The organism is Marinomonas phycocola, from assembly GCF_047525455.1.
GTDB lineage: Bacteria > Pseudomonadota > Gammaproteobacteria > Pseudomonadales > Marinomonadaceae > Marinomonas.
Genome location: NZ_JBLIXL010000015.1, coordinates 61,064 through 78,167, shown reverse-complemented (window position 1 = coordinate 78,167; position 17,104 = coordinate 61,064). Strand labels below are relative to the sequence as shown.

Below are 17,104 nucleotides of genomic sequence, written 5' to 3'. Positions count from 1 at the left end.
ATCGCCGATGGTAGTGTGGCATTCGCCATGTGAGAGTAGGTCGTCGTCAAGTTTCAATTAGAAAGCCCTGATAGGTGACCCTGTCAGGGTTTTTTTTGGTTCAGAGATTGAACGTCAATTGAATTTCAAGACAGTTCAGTACCGTCCCATAAAGTGTGTCCATTAGTGCTTTAAGTGCCTTCTTTCGCTGCTTGTAAGAACGCATTCAATTTACGAGAGATGGTTTTGTTTTTTGGGTAAGTGACGTACGATTTAAATTGATACGGTGTGTTTTCTACTTCTTGATGCTTTAATAATCCAAGATCGAGTTCTTCCTGTATTACGCACTTTGGTAAGAGGCCAATACCCATATTGGTTAGCAGGCAACGTTTTATAACTTCAACATTGCAAAATGTTTGTCTAGGACGTAAGAATGCTCTTTCTTGGGCAAAATGTCTCTCAGCAGCTATGCGGTAGCTGCAAGCTTCTTCTGTGGTAATTAATGTGCTTTTCTGTAATTCCGCTAAGGTTAATGCTGTATTTTTATGTCTATCCGGATGAGTGACATAAAGGACATCTTCATCGTAGAGTGCTAGGTTTTCCCATTCATGATCAATACTCTCACTTACTATTATTGCTGCATCGATCTCTCTGTTTCTTAGTGCTGTTTGATAATCGTAGGGCTCATGAATCAGGATAACCTCGACGCTTGGTGCAGAGCTTTGTAATGTATCTATTATGGATGGTAAGCGATAAATACACATAGAGCTGGGAGCGAAAATGGTTAACGTTCCATAGGCTTCTTTATAGCTTGATTGAGCTTGTATTTTTATGTCTTCTGCCAATTGATGAAATGCATAAAAACTGGGTAGCAGTTTTTCACCTGCATCGGTTAGCTTTACTCCTCTTCCTTTGGATTGAAATAGATCTGTGCCTAGCTCAAGTGAGAGTTCTTTTATTTGTTGTGAAATAGTCGATGGTGCAAGGAATGATTTTTCGGCGGCCTTTGCGATGCTTCCTAATTCCACAACGTAAAGCAAACTTCGAATTTGTTTTTGATTCATTCTTCGGTTTTCTCGATGTTATTGTTCAATATTTATCGCTTTTTATGTTGAGTCCATTAAATTAACATGTTTTCTTCTTCACTGTTATAGGGAAAAAGCGATGAATCTAAACATTGCCTACAAAAATTATTCTTCTTGGTCTTTGAGACCATGGATATTAATGAAAGAGTTCGACATTCCATTTACTGAGACATTGCTGCCATTTGCACATACTGATGCATTATCGGATTTTTCATCTGACAATGGTGTTCCGGCATTGGTGCCTATGCTTGAATCAGAGGGTATGGTTATTTGGGATTCTTTGGCCATCATGGAGTATCTGGCTGAATGTTACACGGATAAACCCCTTTGGCCTACAGATGCAAAATTAAGAGCAATGGCGCGCTCTGCGGCATTTGAAATGCACAGTGGCTTTTCTTCTCTTAGATCTCAATTCCCTATGAATTGCCGCAGTGTAAAGGTTGTTGAGCCATCAGAAAAGACAAAAAAAGACTTATCCCGATTGGCTGAGATTTGGTCTTTCTTCACGAATCAAGAGAAAAGCAGTGGTGAGTTTTTATGCGGAGATTTTAGCATTTTAGATGCGATGTACGCACCTGTAATGTGGCGTGTCACAGGTTATGGTTTATTTGTGTCTGATGAGTTTTCTAGCTGGAGTAAAGCCATGAGAGCATTACCCGCTATGGAAGAATGGTATCAAGACTCGCTAAAAGAAGAATGGACGATTCCTGAAACAGATAATGTGGTTTAATTTACTCAGGAAGAGGGCAGTCGTGTGAAGATTTAATTTGATCTAATACGACAGTCGATTTTATATGGCTAACACTTGTTATTGAAATGAGATGATCCATTAAGAAATCAGAAAACGCTTTTAAATTTGGGCTAATAACTCTCAGTAAATAATCCGCGTCACCAGTGACGGAATAACAGTCTAGGATAGTGGGTATCTTTTGAATTTCCTGATGGAAATGGCGTGCTGGGTTCTCCCCATGCTTTTCTAAGGTAACACTGACAAACGCTGTGACGTTGAATCCGAGCTGATCAATATCAAGTTGTGTAAAAAAACCTTTAATCAAGCCGCTTTGCTCTAAGCGCTGTAATCTTCTTGAACATTGAGAAGGAGACAAATTAATCATCTCAGATAGTGCGACATTGGATAGCCGAGCATTTTTTTGCAATGCTTTAAGGAGTTTTAAATCGTAATTGTCTAAATCCAATAGCATATTGATCTCTTTTTCTCTTATTTGTAATGATCTACTAGATGATAAAAATAAACCTATCTGAGTTAATCTGCAATATAAATGCAACTTTTATAGATAAAATGTATTTTTCGTGCGCATTTTTGACGTTTTTCCTGTGAGTTCGCACGGTAATATTTGTCTCTACTTCTTATAATAAAGTAATGCTGAAGTGGTAGAGAAGGTTTAAGTATCTCCATAAGCGATGTGTTTTTTAAATACAATTAATATAAGAATGATGGAGACGCTACATGAGTAAAGTATCCCTAATTACTGATTTAAACCCAATGGGGACAGATGGTTTTGAGTTTGTGGAATACACGGCCGAAAATGCGAAACAATTAGAAGATTTGTTTCTTTCGTTAGGATTTACGCCTGTTGCTAAACATAAGTCTAAGCAAGTTACTCTATACCGTCAGGGTGAAGTCAATTTTATTATTAATCATGAGCCTGATAGTTTTGCTCAGCGTTTTGCTCAAGCGCATGGACCAAGTGTATGTGCTATGGCGTTTCGAGTGGAAGATGCCGCATATGCTTATAAAAGAGCCATTGAGTTGGGAGCAACGCCTGCAAGCAATCAAATAGGCCCAATGGAGCTAAATATTCCTGTTATTGAGGGTATTGGTGGTAGTTTAATTTATCTAGTTGATCGATATGGTGATAAAGGCTCGATCTACGATATCGATTTCGAACCATGTGATGAGAATAATATGCATCCCGTTGGTGCTGGAATGTCGTATATTGATCATCTTACTCATAATGTTATGCGTGGTAATATGGACGTGTGGGCCGATTTCTATAATAAGTTGTTTAATTTCCAAGAAATTCGTTACTTTGATATTGAAGGTAAATTAACTGGTTTGAAATCAAAAGCAATGACAAGTCCTTGTGGAAAACTTCGTATCCCAATTAATGAATCTGCGGATGATAAAAGCCAAATTGAAGAGTACCTGACTGAATATAAAGGTGAAGGTATTCAACATATTGCGATGGGCTGTGATGATATTTTTAAAACAGTTGAAAACTTGCGAAAAATTGGTGTTTCGTTTCTTACTCCACCACCTGACACCTACTATGAAATGTTGGAAGAGCGTTTACCCGGCCATGGAGAAAACGTTGAGCGTATGAAAAAGAATGCCATTCTTATGGACGGTGCACCGACTGAAGACGGAGGGCGCTTACTGCAAATTTTCACTGAAACGGTGATTGGTCCAATTTTCTTTGAGCTAATTCAGCGTAAAGGTGATGAAGGGTTTGGAGAAGGCAATTTCAGAGCACTTTTTGAAAGTATGGAAAGAGATCAAGTAAGACGTGGTGTTCTTAGCGAGTAATTGTATATTGAATGAAGTGAGGGCTTGAATCCAATAAGTTCTTAATTAAAAACGGGAGCAACCTTTCTGGTTTGCTCCCGTTTTGCTTTTAACTATGATCTACACGAGCAGACTAATTAGGTAGGTTGTTCTTTAACCATTCAATTGCTTCTTGGTAAGGCTCGGGTAATTGAGCATCCAGTTCAGTTAGCGCTGTGCTTAGCTTGCTAATGTCACCAGAACACATGTTGATGTGGCCAACCTTTCTGCCAGATCTAACCGATTTTTTATACCAATACAGCTCTAAGCCCTCAGTAGAAAGCCAATTGTAATTAACCGGCACACCAATTAAGTTCACCATCATACTGGTGTTTTTAACGTCAGCTTTTGTTAACGGCAAACCCGCTACAGCGCGTATGTGGTTTTCGAACTGGCTAATACTTGCGCCTGCTTGTGTCCAATGGCCGCTGTTATGTACTCTAGGCGCTAACTCATTAATGAGTAGATCATCGCCTAAACGGAAACATTCCATTGCCATAACACCTACATAATCAAGCGCATCCATGAGTTTACTTAACATGGCTTCTGCTTTTGATTGTAAGTGAGTTAGTCTTTCTAAAGGTGCAATAGAGGCGTATAAAATACCATTAATATGCAGGTTTAATGTAAGAGGGTAAAAGTAGCTTGCTCCATTTTTCCCACGTACACCGACCAGAGACACTTCTTCATCAAAGTTGATCGCTTGTTCTGCTATAGCGAGGCCTTTCCATTCTTCCGGTATTTGAGTGTTTTCACTTTCCTTAAGCCAAAACTGACCTTTACCATCATAGCCACCGCGTCGGCGTTTTAATAAAACCCGTTCTCCAAGTGTTTGATAGCAGTGCTTACTGTTAGAATCTTGTTCAATTGAAAACCAAGGTGCTGTTGCAAGATCCAGTTTGTCTAACCATTGTTTTTGGGTGAGGCGATCCGCCAGTTGAGGAAAAGTGCTTAGATTTACAAAATTAGGGTGTGTTGCTAGCTGTTCTGTGGCTTTTGTTAATGGCCACTCTTCGCGTTCAGCCGTCACTACATCGTTAGGAGATAACGGTAGAATATCATTTGACTCAATGTCTATAGGACGAACATCAAGACCTAAAGGCGTTGCGGCCTGTTTTAGCATTGCACCAAGTTGACCAGAGCCAAGAACCCAAATAGTAGACATTTAAACCTCTCTTGGGTCAGGTTGTGATAAAACTGTTTCCGTTTGTTGTTGACGGAATGTTTCAATTCTTGTTGCCAGCTCAGGGTCTTCGTTCGCTAGGATTTGGCATGCTAATAGCCCTGCGTTAAATGCGCCTGCGGTACCGATTGCTAATGTTCCTACCGCAACACCTTTTGGCATTTGAGCGATAGATAATAGGCTGTCCATTCCGTTTAATGCTTTACTTTGTACTGGCACACCGAGTACAGGAAGTCGTGTGTGGGCTGCAACCATGCCCGGTAAGTGTGCTGCACCACCTGCTCCACCAATAATAACTTTAAATCCACGCTCCACTGCTTGTTCAGAAAACTCGGCCAGTTTGACTGGAGTACGATGCGCAGAAACGACTTCAACATGATAAGGAACTTGCAGTAGATCCATAACTTCGGCGGCGAATTCCATTGTAGCCCAATCGCTTTTCGAACCCATAATAAGGGCAACTTTTGCTTGCACAGTTGTACTCCTGTCAGTCAATTATTTAGTACTTTGTTAAAAATGAAGTTCAACAAAGATCTCAAATGGCGTTGATTTTAGCTACTTTGAATAAGGCGGTAAAATAGCGAAAAAGTTATCGCGCTAAATATAGCGGATTATGGCGCTTGGAGCGAGTCAAACGAAGGGTAGGTGAGGGGTTTCACAAAAAAAGCGACTAATTTAAAGTCGCTCTTTGAGGTAGGCGTCATAATCAGGGATTAAACGCTCATAGGATTCATTAAATAGGTTTGATGAAATCAAAAAATTCGCAGAAGCGACGCTGCAAGCAATCGGAATATTCCAAACCGCAGCGACTCTTAATAATGCTTTAATATCTGGATCGTGAGGCATTGGCTCAAAAGGATCCCAGAAGAAAATTAGAACATCAATTTCCCCTTCGGCGATGAGGCCGCCAAGTTGTTGGTCTCCGCCTAATGGGCCACTCATCAATGCCTTTACAGGTACATTGAGCTGTTTATGCAAAAGATTCCCAGTTGTCCCTGTCGCCATAAGGTCATGCTTAATAAGTTGCTCTTTATGTATCTGAGCCCATTGAGTGAGCTCCAATTTCATATTGTCATGAGCAACTAAAGCGATGCGTTTTTTAGCGGGTGAGGTTATGACTTTCTTTTGCATATACGATTCCAGCTTAATGTAGGATCTTAGTGAACGTCACCAATGCGAACGACTTTCATGGCATTTGTTGAACCTAAGCTTACCAAATGATCTCCTTTAGTTAAAATAACTAAATCGCCATCTTCTAAAACGCCTAATGCTTTAACGGCATCTGTTAGGCCTTGGTTCAAACTGTCTTTATCAAACTCCTTAGAAGGGAAAGAGACTGGTGTTACACCACGGTAAAGGGCGGTTTTGTTTAGTGCTTCTTTGTTGGGGGACAAAGCATAGATAGGTAGACCTGAGCTAATACGAGACATTAGAAGAGGCGTCGTACCAGACTCAGTTAAACTGATAATGGCTTTTACACCTTCTAAATGGTTTGCTGCGTACATTGCTGACATGGCAATGGCTTCATCAACATCGGTAAATTTAACATCAATACGGTGCTTAGAACGTTTGATTGCAGGCTGTTTTTCGGCACCTTTACACACTCGAACCATAGTGTGAATAACTTCTTCTGGATAATCGCCCGCTGCTGTCTCAGCTGAAAGCATGACGGCATCAGTACCGTCTAACACTGCATTGGCAACATCAAATACTTCAGCACGAGTTGGCATCGCGCTTGTGATCATTGTTTCCATCATTTGAGTGGCAGTAATTACAGGGCGATTTAGTTGGCGGCAACGTTTAATCATGTGCTTCTGTACGCCAATTAGCTCTGCGTCACCGATTTCAACGCCTAAGTCTCCGCGCGCAACCATAACTGCATCAGAAGCAATGATAATGGCATCCAACGTTTCGTTATCAGCAACCGCTTCTGCACGTTCTACTTTGGAGACGATACCTGCTTTAGAGCCTGCAGCACGAGCAAGTGTACGAGCTTCTTCAATATCTGCGGCAGAACGAGGGAATGAAACCGCAAGGTAATCTGCATTAAGTGCGGCGGCGGTTAAAATGTCTTCTTTGTCTTTGTCGGTTAGTGCCGCAGCTGATAAGCCACCACCTTGACGGTTAATGCCTTTATTGTTTGATAGGGGGCCACCAACAATTACTTTTGTAATGACTTCCATGCCTTTTACGTCAAGTACTTCAAGTACAATACGGCCATCATCCAGTAATAAAATATTACCGGGTTCTGAATCTGCTGCTAGTTGAGGGTAATCAATACCAACGCGAGTTTCGTCGCCTGCGTTTTTGTCAAAATCAACATCTAAGATGAAAGTAGCGCCATCCTTTAATTGTACTTTTGTATCTTTAAAACGAGCAATACGAATTTTAGGACCTTGAAGGTCGCCTAAAATCGCAACGTGTTTGTCATGTTTTGCTGCCATTTCGCGGACAACGTTTGCACGGTTTATGTGATCTTCTGGTTGACCGTGTGAGAAGTTTAAGCGAAATACATTAGCACCCGCTAAAATTAACTTTTCAATCATTTCAGGGGAGCTGGAAGCTGGGCCAAGAGTAGCAACAATTTTTGTTCTGCGATTCATGATAAATACCGATCGTTTTAGATAAAAATGAAATACAAGAAGTTAAAAGCAACTAAGGCTGCATGAGCAGCCTTAGAGCAGAATGGTTATTTTGCATTCATTAATGCAATGGTGTTATCTAACATGCGGTTAGAAAAGCCCCATTCATTGTCGTACCAAGACATTACTTTTACTAATTTTCCTTGAACACGAGTTTGGGTCGCATCGAAGTTAGACGTAAATGTGCTGTGGTTAAAGTCGCTTGATACTAACGGTTCTTTATTTACACATAATACTTCAGCTAATACAGGGTCTTTTGTAATGGCATTTTCAATAATTTGATTCACTTCCTCAACGGTTGTCTCACGTGGAGCAAGAAAAGACAAGTCTACTAAAGAAACGTTGATAGTAGGAACTCGTACTGCCATACCATCAAACTTACCTGCTAATTCTGGCACTACCAAACCAACAGCGGCGGCTGCACCTGTTTGCGTTGGGATCATATTCATCGCTGCTGCACGAGCACGATATAGATCAGTATGATACACGTCTGATAAGCGTTGATCATTTGTGTAAGCATGGATGGTTGTCATTAAGCCGCTTTCAATGCCTAGAGCATCGTTTAGTGGTTTGGCAATTGGAGCCAAGCAGTTAGTAGTGCACGATGCATTAGAAATAACTGTCATGTCAGACGTCAGAACATTTTGGTTCACACCATAAACAACGGTCGCATCAACTTGCTTGCCAGGAGCAGAAATAATAACTTTCTTTGCACCCGCTGTAATGTGTGCACCAGCGGTTTCTTTTGTTGTAAAGAAGCCAGTACACTCATAAACAACATCAATGCCTAAATCTGCCCAAGGGAGTTTTGATGGGTCTCGTTCAGAAAGAATATTGATTTTATCTTCATTAATATAAAGAGCATCAGTATCGAAGTTTACATCGGCGTTAAAGCGGCCATGAACAGTATCGTATTTTGTTAGGTGAGCATTGATTTTTGCATCGCCAAGATCATTAATGGCAACAACTTGAATCTGCTCTCTTTTGCCAGATTCGTATAGTGCTCTCAGAACGTTACGACCAATTCGACCATAACCATTTATCGCTACCTTAATAGTCATACCTACCTCTTTAAATTAAGTGAAATTTTAAAATTAACTTTTGATTAACATGCCATTCACAAACTACGTCAATAATGATGTAAAAATACTACAAAAAGTGCGCTTTAATCAACACGTATTCCTTTTTTGAGCATGCTATTGGCTAGTAAAAAAGCGCTTTTTTCTGTTTGTGCATGTAATTGTAGAGAAATGATACATGAAAAATGCAAGGTAAGGAGGCTGAGCAATTAAACAAGAAGAAAAAGCACAACTTATGTAGTTTTATTACGTGTTTGTTTTGCTTTTCTCTGGTTTTTGACGTTTTTGTAAGGTAAAATGTTGTAATATTACATAATTTAATAGCTTGTTATCTCTTAAAGAGCTTCTTCGGAGTGATCAATGAATCCTACGGTTATAAGTGTTACAAAAAAGATTGTTGAACGTAGCACAGTCTTACGTACTCAGTATGTAAAAGATATGGAAAAAGCTCAACAACTTGGCCCACACCGAGGTGCATTATCATGTGGTAATTTGGCCCATGGTTTTGCTGCTTGTAGTCCTACGGATAAGCAGAAACTGACATTGTTAGATGAAGCAAATATTGGCATTGTTTCCTCTTACAATGACATGCTGTCAGCGCATCAACCGTATGAGTCTTATCCAGATAAAATTCGTCGAGCTGTGCATGCTGTCGGTTCAATCGCTCAGTTTGCTGGTGGTGTGCCTGCTATGTGCGATGGTGTGACGCAAGGTCAAGATGGGATGGAGTTGAGTTTATTCAGTCGTGACAACATTGCTCAAGGCGCAGCGATTGCCCTTTCCCATAATATGTTTGATGCCGCTGTGTTTTTAGGTATTTGTGACAAAATTGTACCTGGTCTATTAATCGCTGCTTTACGTTTTGGCCACTTGCCAAGCTTATTTATTCCATCTGGTCCTATGAGCTCTGGTATTAGTAATGCAAAAAAAGCGGCTGTTCGACAACGATTTGCACAAGGCCAAGCGACGAGAGATGAATTGCTAGAAGCTGAATCATCATCTTATCACAGTGCAGGTACCTGTACCTTTTATGGCACAGCTAACTCGAATCAGCTGTTAGTTGAGTTAATGGGATTGCAGCTTCCTGGTTCTTCTTTTGTCAGTCCAGACACGCCTTTAAGGGAAGCGCTTACTGAATACGCTGCTCAGTTATCGACAAAAATTACAGCGATTGGTCCCGACTACCGTCCTTTATATAAAATTGTGGATGAAAAAAGCATTGTGAATGCGATTGTTGGTTTGTTGGCAACGGGGGGGTCTACCAATCACACTATGCATATTATTGCGTTTGCGAGAGCGGCGGGCATTGTTGTTACGTGGGATGATTTTTCAGAATTAAGCAAGGTTGTTCCTTCATTGACAAAAATGTATCCGAATGGCCAAGCTGATATTAATCATTTTCATGCTGCTGGTGGTATGGGCTTTTTAGTGAAGCAACTGCTTAAAGGTGGTTTGGTGCACGAAGATGTTAATACAATCGTTGGTCATGGGTTGCAGCATTATGTAAAAGAACCTTTCTTGGAAAATGGCCAATTGGTTTGGAAGAATGGCACCGATGAAAGTTTGAACCTAGACGTTGTTCGGCCTATTCATGATCCTTTCAGTCCAGAAGGTGGGTTGTCTCTATTAAAAGGCAATTTAGGACGTGCTGTTATTAAAGTATCTGCGGTTAAGCCTGAGCATCGTGTTATTGAGGCGCCTGCGGTTGTATTCCATGATCAAAATGCGCTTGCAGATGCTATTTCTAACGGGTCATTGAAAAAAGACTGTGTCGCAGTCGTTCGATTCCAAGGGCCTAAAGCGGTAGGTATGCCAGAGCTGCATAAATTGACACCGTATTTAGGCAATTTACAGGATCAAGGATATAAGGTTGCTTTAGTGACTGATGGTCGTATGTCTGGAGCTTCAGGAAAAGTGCCAGCGGCGATTCATTTAACACCAGAAGCAATTGAGGGTGGCTTAATAGCAAAAATTCAAGATGGCGACATCGTTCGGGTAGATTCTTCAACTGGGGAGCTGGCGTTGCTTGTGTCAGCCGAAGAGTTGGCTGCTAGAGCATTGGTGGCTAATGATGTGAGTTCTTCTTCTCAAGGGATGGGGAGAGAGTTATTTGCAGCACAACGAAAATTAGTAAGTGGAGCAGAGCAAGGTGCATCTAGCTTGTTTCAAGATGATTTCCTCTGACGACTGACTTGAGTCTGGTTTAATTTAACCAGCTTATATTCAGTGCGGGTGTTTGGGGAGCTTTTTAGCTCCCCCTTTTTTCGATTCTTTTTAAGCGATTTCTCACTGCTTATGTTCTTTTTATTCTTTAGGAAGGCGAGTGTCTTGAACGCTCAGTTTTAATTTCTTGAGATGGGCGTTAAATTCGGGGCCTCGTTTTAAAAGAACACCAGTGGCAAGTGCATCTATCAAGGTTAAATACACGATACGCGAACTCATCGGGGTGTATATGTCCGTATCTTCGGTTTCTTCAATCGGTAGGATGATTGAGCAATGCTCTGTTAATGGCGAGTTTGGATTGGTTATTCCTATTACGGTCGCCCCTGCGTCCCTTGCCACTCGGGCAGTTTCAATAAGAGGCAGTGTTCTTCCCGTATAGGAAATCACCACCACAGCGTCTCCCGGGTGAGTGCCAGCTGCCGCCATTCTTTGTACTAATATGTCAGTGTAAGCAACAACGGGCATGTTAAGTCGAAAGAATTTATGGTGAGCGTCTTGAGCAACAGGCCCTGATGCCCCTAAACCGTAAAACTCAATGCGTCTTGCTTGTGCCAATACATCAACGGCCCGACTGATTAACGCCTCAGGGAGTATCAACTGAGCACGCGTTAAATCATTTTTAGCGGCTTCAAATATTTTATGAGTGACCGCACCAGGAGCATCATCCGGTTCAACATTTAAGTTGACATAAGGCGTACCCGTCGCAAGACTTTGAGCTAAAGCAACTTTGAAATCTGGAAATCCACTGCCGATTAAGCTACGGCAGAAGCGATTTACAGTTGGTTCACTGACTTCTGCTTTGGCTGCGAGTTTGGCAATACTAGAATGTATTGCGGATTTTGGGTCTGCCAAAATGGCTTCTGCCACTTTTTTCTCAGATTTGCTTAATGTATTTAAGTTTTCTTGGATCTTTCGAATTATGTCGTCATGTTTAATCATTTTTGTTCTTCGAGTCTATGTTTTGACTAATGAATGGCTGTTATCATTTTGACAGTCACATTGATATCTGGCAATAAAAGGATTACAAATGAGGGAAATATTCAACAATTTAACGCCAATTACCCATTTACTGACACCCATTTCTGAATTAATACTTGATAAAGTAGATGGCGGCTTTTCCAATAAAACATATGTCGCAAAACGGGACGATGTTCCATATTTCATCATTAGAGTTCCCTGCTTAGATAAAGACCGTTTTTTAATTAATCGAGAGTATGAAAAAGAAATCTTACCTATTGTCACGGAACTAGGGCTTTCACCTCGTGTTGTGCATTTGAATCACGAAGGATTTATGGTCAGTCAATTTGTTCCTCAGATTGCATTTCCTTGGGATGTAAAGCACACAACAAAAGACATTAAGCGTCTAGCAGAAAGTTTTAAGGCCATACATCAGTTAAATATTTCAGGAAAGCTCTATAAATTGGATGTTGTTATAAAACATTATCTTGATGAAATACGCTTGCACCCAAACCTTGATGTGTCATTGATAAAGCAGTGTGAATTCTTCGAACGAATAACCAAACGCTTGTATTCCAATATACCCAATTTCACTCCATGCACATGCCATAATGATTTAAATCCACAAAACTGTTTGGCAAACGAGGAGAAGTTTTGGGTAATTGATTGGGAGTATTCAGGTTTAGGTGACCCGTTATTCGATTTGGCTGTGGTTAAATCATCTCATAATTTAACATCTAACCAGACTGCACTGTTAATTACCGAGTACAATCAGGATTTACCGCTAAAGCAAACACTGGATACTCTGGAGTATTATCATGCTTTGTATTTGGTTCGTGAAATGGTGTGGATGTTATTAAAGTTTTTGATTGGAAATGATGGTACGGAAGACCTCAATTATTATTATATTTTTGCAACTATGTTAGGTGATAAATTAAGCTTTTTAGATATGGGAGTGAGTGATGAATTTGCAGTCTTTACCAAATGATTGGAAAAATTCTCTAGAAAAAGTGATCGATTTAACGTCATTAGATCCTTTGTTTGAATTTTTACACGTCCGTAAAGAAGATGGGGCTGTTATTTATCCTCAGGCTGAGGACTGCTTTTCTGCTTTTCGTTGGACTTCATTTAAAGACGTAAAAGTGGTTGTTTTAGGACAGGATCCATATCACGGCCCTAATCAAGCTCATGGGCTGTCTTTTTCTGTTTTGCCGGGAGTGAAAATACCACCGTCGTTGGTTAATATTTATAAAGAGCTAACCAGTGATCTAGACATTGACCCCGTTAATCACGGTTGTTTAATTCCTTGGGCCCAGCAAGGGGTGTTGTTGCTAAACAGTGTACTGACAGTAGAAGCAGGCAATCCTAACTCCCACAAAGGAAAAGGTTGGGAAACATTTACAGATGCCATCATTGAACTTATTAATGAATATCATGAACATGTGGTGTTTATTTTATGGGGCGGCTACGCCCAAAAGAAAGGCAAAAAAATAGACCGTCAAAAACACCTTGTACTTGAGTCTGTGCATCCATCGCCTTTATCCGTATATCGAGGCTTTTTTGGATGTAAGCACTTCTCTCAAACGAATGCGTATTTGAAGCGTCACCACAATGTAGAGATAAATTGGCAGCTTACAAATGATGCAGTTTGAATGATATCGCCTAGTTATTTGACGATTTTTTGCATTATTCTAAATCATAAGGTAGATCGTGCAATGTAAGCGCCTCGTCACTGATAAACAAAGGTGACTCTGAATCACTTATGTTTATTATGGCCAGAATCAGAGTTGTGTTGTTTAGCTTGGTTTGTTGAACAATATCACCAACATTTTTACCGTCGCTGTTGGTGATGGCCGTGGTTTTTTCGTTGATGGTGTTGTTGATCGAGCCAATGTATAAACGTTTTTTAGTTTTCCCTCTGTATTGAACACGGGCAACGATTTCTTGCCCTGTGTAACACCCTTTTTTGAAACTGATACCATTGGTAAATTGCATATTGAGCATTTGCGGTAAAAACTGCTCACTATTTGCAAGTGTAATTAAGGGTTCCGCAGCCAGTAGTGATAAAGCATCTGTTGATACATTGTTCTCAAGAGGTTCGTATTTTTGTTCGTTCTGCGGTGAGATACATAACACGTGTTGAATAGGGAATGGACTGATCTGAATGGAATAGTTTGCTTGATCACGCAATACTGCTTTATTCTCTTGCTCAGTAAAAACAAGGTCTGAGGCTGGATAAAAGAACTGATTCTCAAGATGGTAGTTATCAGACACATCAGACAATGTCGTTTTGAAAAAAACAGCAAACCTTTTTAAATGTTGCAGCGTTTTATCAAGTAGATCGTGTTGCATAATCATCAAAATCGAATCGTTTGCTTTCACTAGATAGAAATTAGTGATGACTTGCCCTTTTAGGTTACAAACTGCGCCAGTCAATGCATTGTCATCCGTAAGCTTGGTTAGATCGGCTGTAATTTGCCCCTGTAAAAACTTACTGGAATCTGCCCCGTCAAACGCCAATACACCTAAGTTGTTTTCTTGTGAATGAATAGGGAAAGAAAAGTGCTGCTGAGTAGAAGAAAACAAGTTATTCATATTGAGTAATATTACCTTGTAGGGCTCAAAGATAGGAACGTATCGAATCCTATAATGTTGGTGCCATAATTTGGAAATTCAATATTCTTATTGGATAAAAGGCGTAATTTTCGTGACGCCGAAAAGGTGTGCCGATAGGAAATGGGGAAAGTCTTCTCTAATTGTTTTCTTGGAGTGTGAGCAGGGGCTATAATGAACGTGTTTTTATTGGCGGTCTTTTTGAGGTGTTGCAATGAGTGAAGTATCAGATTCAACGGAATTTAAGCGTTTGAAATGGCATTGCCGTAGAGGTATGTTAGAGTTGGATTTGTTGCTGGAGCCTTTCTTAGACGATGTTTATGAAACATTAACCGATGAAGAAAAGCGGTGTTTTTATAAGCTCATTGAATGCGAAGATCAAGATATGTTTGTCTGGTTTATGCAAAAGGAAATCCCTACAGACCCCGAACTTGCTCTCATTGTGAAGTTGATTGTTGACCGTGTTCAGCCTGAAAACTACAACGCTTAAACCTTCTTTCCTTTGCTTATTTACAGCACTGTTGCCGATATGGGGAACGGTGCTGTATGTCAGTACGTGGTTGTTACCTGATCATGTGTTCTGGTCTGTGTTTGGCTTTTTTCTTCTTATCAGTATTTTTTATATTAAATGGTGTTGGCTTGCATCCGTTGTTGCCATTGGTTTAGATGCGGATGGTGCTTATGTTCTCGTTGGAAACGCTTTAGATAAGCATCGTCTGTATTTTGAGCAGTATGGAAACCTGTGTTTGCATGCATGGTATGACAAGAAAAAAGACGTCACTTCTCTAGAAACTCCGATTAATGTTGAGGCTTTGTCTGCTGATCAAACGGCGCCTACTACCTTAAAATACGTGAAAAAAGTCATTAAAGAGTACTTCCCCTTAGGTCGTAAGCGTCTCTTAATTGCCAGAGACTCCTTGCCTTTAACAGAATATCGAACGCTGCAATCGTTTGCCGCTCGAGAAGTCCGGTTGAAGATGCATAAGGCTCATGATTAGGTCTTATTTATTTCTTGTCGGGCGTTAATATAGTGGGTTCGGGTGTTTCACTGGTTTTTGGATAATCGAGTGTGAAGTGAAGGCCGCGGCTTTCTTTGCGAACCATGGCAGATTGAATGATAAGGTCAGCTACGTTGGCTAAATTGCGTAGTTCGATTAAATCACTACTAATCTTATAGTTACTGTAAAACTCATCGATTTCAGACAGTAATAAATCCACTCTATGTTTCGCCCTTAGTAAGCGGTTATTGGTTCTAACAATACCCACGTAATCCCACATAAATTGACGCAACTCCTGCCAATTATGCGCAATTACAACATCTTCATCTGAGTCTGTGACTTGACTGTCGTCCCATTCAGGAATCTCGAAAGGCGGTTTAGGTGATACGGGGTTAGAAAGCATGTGTTGAGCGGCAGAACGAGCATAGACAATGCATTCTAATAGAGAGTTGCTTGCTAAGCGATTGGCACCATGGAGGCCAGTATAGGATGTCTCCCCAATGGCATACAAATGTTTTAAATCTGTATGACCGAATTTATTGACGACCACGCCCCCACAAGTATAGTGGGCCGCAGGGACCACAGGAATGGGTTCTTTAGTCATGTCGTAGCCGTATTTTAAGCATTGCTCATAAATAGTGGGGAAATGTTTTGTTATAAATTTCGTGCCTTTGTGTGAAATATCTAATAAGACATGATCAATCCCTAGGCGTTTCATTTCGTGGTCAATTGCTCTAGCGACAATGTCTCTTGGGGCCAGCTCCTCTCTGGCATCAAACTTTGCCATAAAGGCACTGCCATCGGGTAAGAGTAATTTACCACCTTCTCCGCGAACGGCTTCAGAGACCAAAAAGGTTTTTGCTTTTGCATCGTATAGGCACGTTGGATGAAATTGATTGAACTCAAGGTTCGCTACCCGACAGCCAGCCCTCCATGCCATCGCGATTCCATCCCCGGATGCAGTATCTGGGTTGCTTGTATAAAGGTACACTTTACTGGCTCCGCCTGTTGCTAAGGCGATTCGACCTGCGCTGAACGCATCAACGTCTTCTGTTGTTAGGTTAAGCGCATAAATGCCTAGAGCACGATTGTCTCCATCCACCTTCAGCTTTTCTGAAGTGATCACATCAATCGCGACGCGATCAGGGAAAAAATCAATGTTTGGGTGTTTCGTTGCATTGTGTATCAAGGCCGAAGAGATGGCTTGGCCTGTTGCATCTGCGGCATGGATAATACGTCGATGACTGTGGCCGCCTTCTTTTGTTAAATGATAAGAGTTGCCTTCATTCGAGCGAGTGAAAGGAACCCCTTGGTCTATGAGCCAATCAATGCTTTCTTTTGAATGTTCCACAGTGAAGCGAATGGCATCTGGATCACCTAAGTAAGCGCCAGCCGTAATGGTATCTTCAATATGAGATTCAACGGTGTCTTTTTCAGAAAGCACCGCTGCAACACCACCTTGAGCATATAAGGTAGAGCCTTCTCGAATATCCCCTTTGGTCAGCATGGCAACTTTATGGGTTTTAGCAAGTTCAAGTGCGAGGGTTAAACCTGCGGCACCGGCACCAATAATTAGAATATCGTAGTGATATTGTTGGCTCATATGATTGTTCTTGGTCATCATGAAAAGATTAATGGTACTATTGTTGTATGGGATTAGTGAATACTTTATCTGATTGAATAACCACCAAAGTTAAGGGAAAGAGCATAAAATCTGTGCTTTTAGTGATTTCAATTACTCTTATCACGAGAATCAAGTTAAAGAAAGTCTGAACTAGT

The 17,104-nt window shown here is 40.8% G+C and carries 17 protein-coding genes; 7 read left to right on the top strand and 10 right to left on the bottom strand.

Going from position 1 to position 17,104, the window contains the following annotated elements; translation table 11 throughout:
* Positions 1 to 170 precede the first annotated feature (170 nt).
* Entirely contained in the window at positions 171 to 1,043 is an 873-nt protein-coding gene (locus ACMUMJ_RS11780; protein WP_414679042.1) for a LysR family transcriptional regulator, read from the bottom strand.
* 100 nt (positions 1,044 to 1,143) lie between these two features.
* Here ACMUMJ_RS11780 and ACMUMJ_RS11775 point away from each other — a divergent pair, with 100 nt between their 5' ends.
* Complete coding sequence (locus ACMUMJ_RS11775; RefSeq protein ID WP_414679041.1) at positions 1,144 to 1,794, top strand: glutathione S-transferase; 651 nt, start codon at positions 1,144 to 1,146, stop codon at positions 1,792 to 1,794.
* A 1-nt stretch (position 1,795) separates the two neighbouring features.
* Here the strand turns inward: ACMUMJ_RS11775 and ACMUMJ_RS11770 are convergent, their stop codons facing one another.
* Entirely contained in the window at positions 1,796 to 2,266 is a 471-nt protein-coding gene (locus ACMUMJ_RS11770; RefSeq protein ID WP_414679040.1) for an Lrp/AsnC family transcriptional regulator, read from the bottom strand.
* Positions 2,267 to 2,532: 266 nt separating this feature from the next.
* Between ACMUMJ_RS11770 and hppD the strand changes: the two genes are divergently transcribed.
* The gene (gene hppD, locus ACMUMJ_RS11765) at positions 2,533 to 3,612 is read left to right on the top strand and encodes a 4-hydroxyphenylpyruvate dioxygenase (RefSeq protein WP_414679039.1); all 1,080 of its coding nucleotides are present in this window, start codon (positions 2,533 to 2,535) and stop codon (positions 3,610 to 3,612) included.
* A gap of 112 nt (positions 3,613 to 3,724) precedes the next feature.
* Here hppD and purK read toward each other — a convergent pair whose 3' ends face one another.
* The 5 genes from purK to gap all read right to left on the bottom strand — a co-directional run bounded on the left by purK (position 3,725) and on the right by gap (position 8,516).
* Positions 3,725 to 4,795, bottom strand: coding sequence for a 5-(carboxyamino)imidazole ribonucleotide synthase (gene purK, locus ACMUMJ_RS11760; RefSeq protein WP_414679038.1), 1,071 nt, complete (start codon positions 4,793 to 4,795; stop codon positions 3,725 to 3,727).
* Positions 4,796 to 5,287, bottom strand: coding sequence for a 5-(carboxyamino)imidazole ribonucleotide mutase (gene purE, locus ACMUMJ_RS11755; RefSeq protein WP_414679037.1), 492 nt, complete (start codon positions 5,285 to 5,287; stop codon positions 4,796 to 4,798).
* Positions 5,288 to 5,488: 201 nt separating this feature from the next.
* Complete coding sequence (locus ACMUMJ_RS11750) at positions 5,489 to 5,944, bottom strand: methylglyoxal synthase (protein ID WP_414679035.1); 456 nt, start codon at positions 5,942 to 5,944, stop codon at positions 5,489 to 5,491.
* 26 nt (positions 5,945 to 5,970) lie between these two features.
* On the bottom strand, positions 5,971 to 7,416 hold the full coding sequence (pyk, locus tag ACMUMJ_RS11745; RefSeq protein ID WP_414679034.1) for a pyruvate kinase: 1,446 nt from the start codon (positions 7,414 to 7,416) through the stop codon (positions 5,971 to 5,973).
* Positions 7,417 to 7,502: 86 nt separating this feature from the next.
* Positions 7,503 to 8,516 carry a type I glyceraldehyde-3-phosphate dehydrogenase gene (gene gap, locus ACMUMJ_RS11740; protein ID WP_414679033.1) on the bottom strand — a complete coding sequence of 338 codons (1,014 nt, stop codon included), beginning with the start codon at positions 8,514 to 8,516 and terminating at the stop codon, positions 7,503 to 7,505.
* A gap of 378 nt (positions 8,517 to 8,894) precedes the next feature.
* Here gap and edd point away from each other — a divergent pair, with 378 nt between their 5' ends.
* Positions 8,895 to 10,718 (top strand): phosphogluconate dehydratase, encoded by a 1,824-nt coding sequence (edd, locus tag ACMUMJ_RS11735; protein ID WP_414679032.1) that lies wholly within the window; start codon positions 8,895 to 8,897, stop codon positions 10,716 to 10,718.
* A 120-nt stretch (positions 10,719 to 10,838) separates the two neighbouring features.
* Here the strand turns inward: edd and ACMUMJ_RS11730 are convergent, their stop codons facing one another.
* Positions 10,839 to 11,696: a transcriptional regulator HexR gene (locus tag ACMUMJ_RS11730; protein WP_414679031.1), complete on the bottom strand. Its 858-nt coding sequence runs from the start codon at positions 11,694 to 11,696 to the stop codon at positions 10,839 to 10,841.
* An 88-nt stretch (positions 11,697 to 11,784) separates the two neighbouring features.
* Here ACMUMJ_RS11730 and ACMUMJ_RS11725 point away from each other — a divergent pair, with 88 nt between their 5' ends.
* Positions 11,785 to 12,702, top strand: a complete 918-nt coding sequence (locus ACMUMJ_RS11725) for a phosphotransferase (RefSeq protein WP_414679030.1) — start codon at positions 11,785 to 11,787, stop codon at positions 12,700 to 12,702.
* Positions 12,677 to 13,366, top strand: coding sequence for a uracil-DNA glycosylase (gene ung, locus ACMUMJ_RS11720; protein ID WP_414679029.1), 690 nt, complete (start codon positions 12,677 to 12,679; stop codon positions 13,364 to 13,366). Before ACMUMJ_RS11725 ends, ung begins: the two co-directional genes overlap by 26 nt.
* A gap of 34 nt (positions 13,367 to 13,400) precedes the next feature.
* On the opposite strand, the gene ygfZ is transcribed toward ung, so the two are convergent.
* Complete coding sequence (gene ygfZ, locus ACMUMJ_RS11715) at positions 13,401 to 14,309, bottom strand: CAF17-like 4Fe-4S cluster assembly/insertion protein YgfZ (protein WP_414679028.1); 909 nt, start codon at positions 14,307 to 14,309, stop codon at positions 13,401 to 13,403.
* Between the two features lie 232 nt (positions 14,310 to 14,541).
* Here ygfZ and ACMUMJ_RS11710 point away from each other — a divergent pair, with 232 nt between their 5' ends.
* Both ACMUMJ_RS11710 and ACMUMJ_RS11705 read left to right on the top strand, forming a co-directional pair.
* Positions 14,542 to 14,817, top strand: coding sequence for an FAD assembly factor SdhE (locus ACMUMJ_RS11710; RefSeq protein WP_414679027.1), 276 nt, complete (start codon positions 14,542 to 14,544; stop codon positions 14,815 to 14,817).
* A complete protein-coding gene (locus tag ACMUMJ_RS11705; RefSeq protein WP_414679026.1) occupies positions 14,789 to 15,325 on the top strand; it encodes a hypothetical protein in 537 nt (178 codons plus the stop codon). Before ACMUMJ_RS11710 ends, ACMUMJ_RS11705 begins: the two co-directional genes overlap by 29 nt.
* Positions 15,326 to 15,332: 7 nt before the next feature.
* Here the strand turns inward: ACMUMJ_RS11705 and nadB are convergent, their stop codons facing one another.
* Entirely contained in the window at positions 15,333 to 16,928 is a 1,596-nt protein-coding gene (gene nadB, locus ACMUMJ_RS11700) for an L-aspartate oxidase (protein WP_414679025.1), read from the bottom strand.
* Positions 16,929 to 17,104 lie beyond the last annotated feature (176 nt).

Excerpts from the sequence above, each read along its gene's own strand:
- ACMUMJ_RS11780 (WP_414679042.1), bottom strand. The coding sequence starts at position 1,043 with ATGAATCAAAAACAAATTCGAAGTTTGCTTTACGTTGTGGAATTAGGA.
- ACMUMJ_RS11775 (WP_414679041.1), top strand. The coding sequence starts at position 1,144 with ATGAATCTAAACATTGCCTACAAAAATTATTCTTCTTGGTCTTTGAGA.
- ACMUMJ_RS11770 (WP_414679040.1), bottom strand. The coding sequence starts at position 2,266 with ATGCTATTGGATTTAGACAATTACGATTTAAAACTCCTTAAAGCATTG.
- hppD (WP_414679039.1), top strand. The coding sequence starts at position 2,533 with ATGAGTAAAGTATCCCTAATTACTGATTTAAACCCAATGGGGACAGAT.
- purK (WP_414679038.1), bottom strand. The coding sequence starts at position 4,795 with ATGTCTACTATTTGGGTTCTTGGCTCTGGTCAACTTGGTGCAATGCTA.
- ACMUMJ_RS11750 (WP_414679035.1), bottom strand. The coding sequence starts at position 5,944 with ATGCAAAAGAAAGTCATAACCTCACCCGCTAAAAAACGCATCGCTTTA.
- pyk (WP_414679034.1), bottom strand. The coding sequence starts at position 7,416 with ATGAATCGCAGAACAAAAATTGTTGCTACTCTTGGCCCAGCTTCCAGC.
- gap (WP_414679033.1), bottom strand. The coding sequence starts at position 8,516 with ATGACTATTAAGGTAGCGATAAATGGTTATGGTCGAATTGGTCGTAAC.
- edd (WP_414679032.1), top strand. The coding sequence starts at position 8,895 with ATGAATCCTACGGTTATAAGTGTTACAAAAAAGATTGTTGAACGTAGC.
- ACMUMJ_RS11730 (WP_414679031.1), bottom strand. The coding sequence starts at position 11,696 with ATGATTAAACATGACGACATAATTCGAAAGATCCAAGAAAACTTAAAT.
- ACMUMJ_RS11725 (WP_414679030.1), top strand. The coding sequence starts at position 11,785 with ATGAGGGAAATATTCAACAATTTAACGCCAATTACCCATTTACTGACA.
- ung (WP_414679029.1), top strand. The coding sequence starts at position 12,677 with ATGAATTTGCAGTCTTTACCAAATGATTGGAAAAATTCTCTAGAAAAA.
- ygfZ (WP_414679028.1), bottom strand. The coding sequence starts at position 14,309 with ATGAATAACTTGTTTTCTTCTACTCAGCAGCACTTTTCTTTCCCTATT.
- ACMUMJ_RS11710 (WP_414679027.1), top strand. The coding sequence starts at position 14,542 with ATGAGTGAAGTATCAGATTCAACGGAATTTAAGCGTTTGAAATGGCAT.
- nadB (WP_414679025.1), bottom strand. The coding sequence starts at position 16,928 with ATGAGCCAACAATATCACTACGATATTCTAATTATTGGTGCCGGTGCC.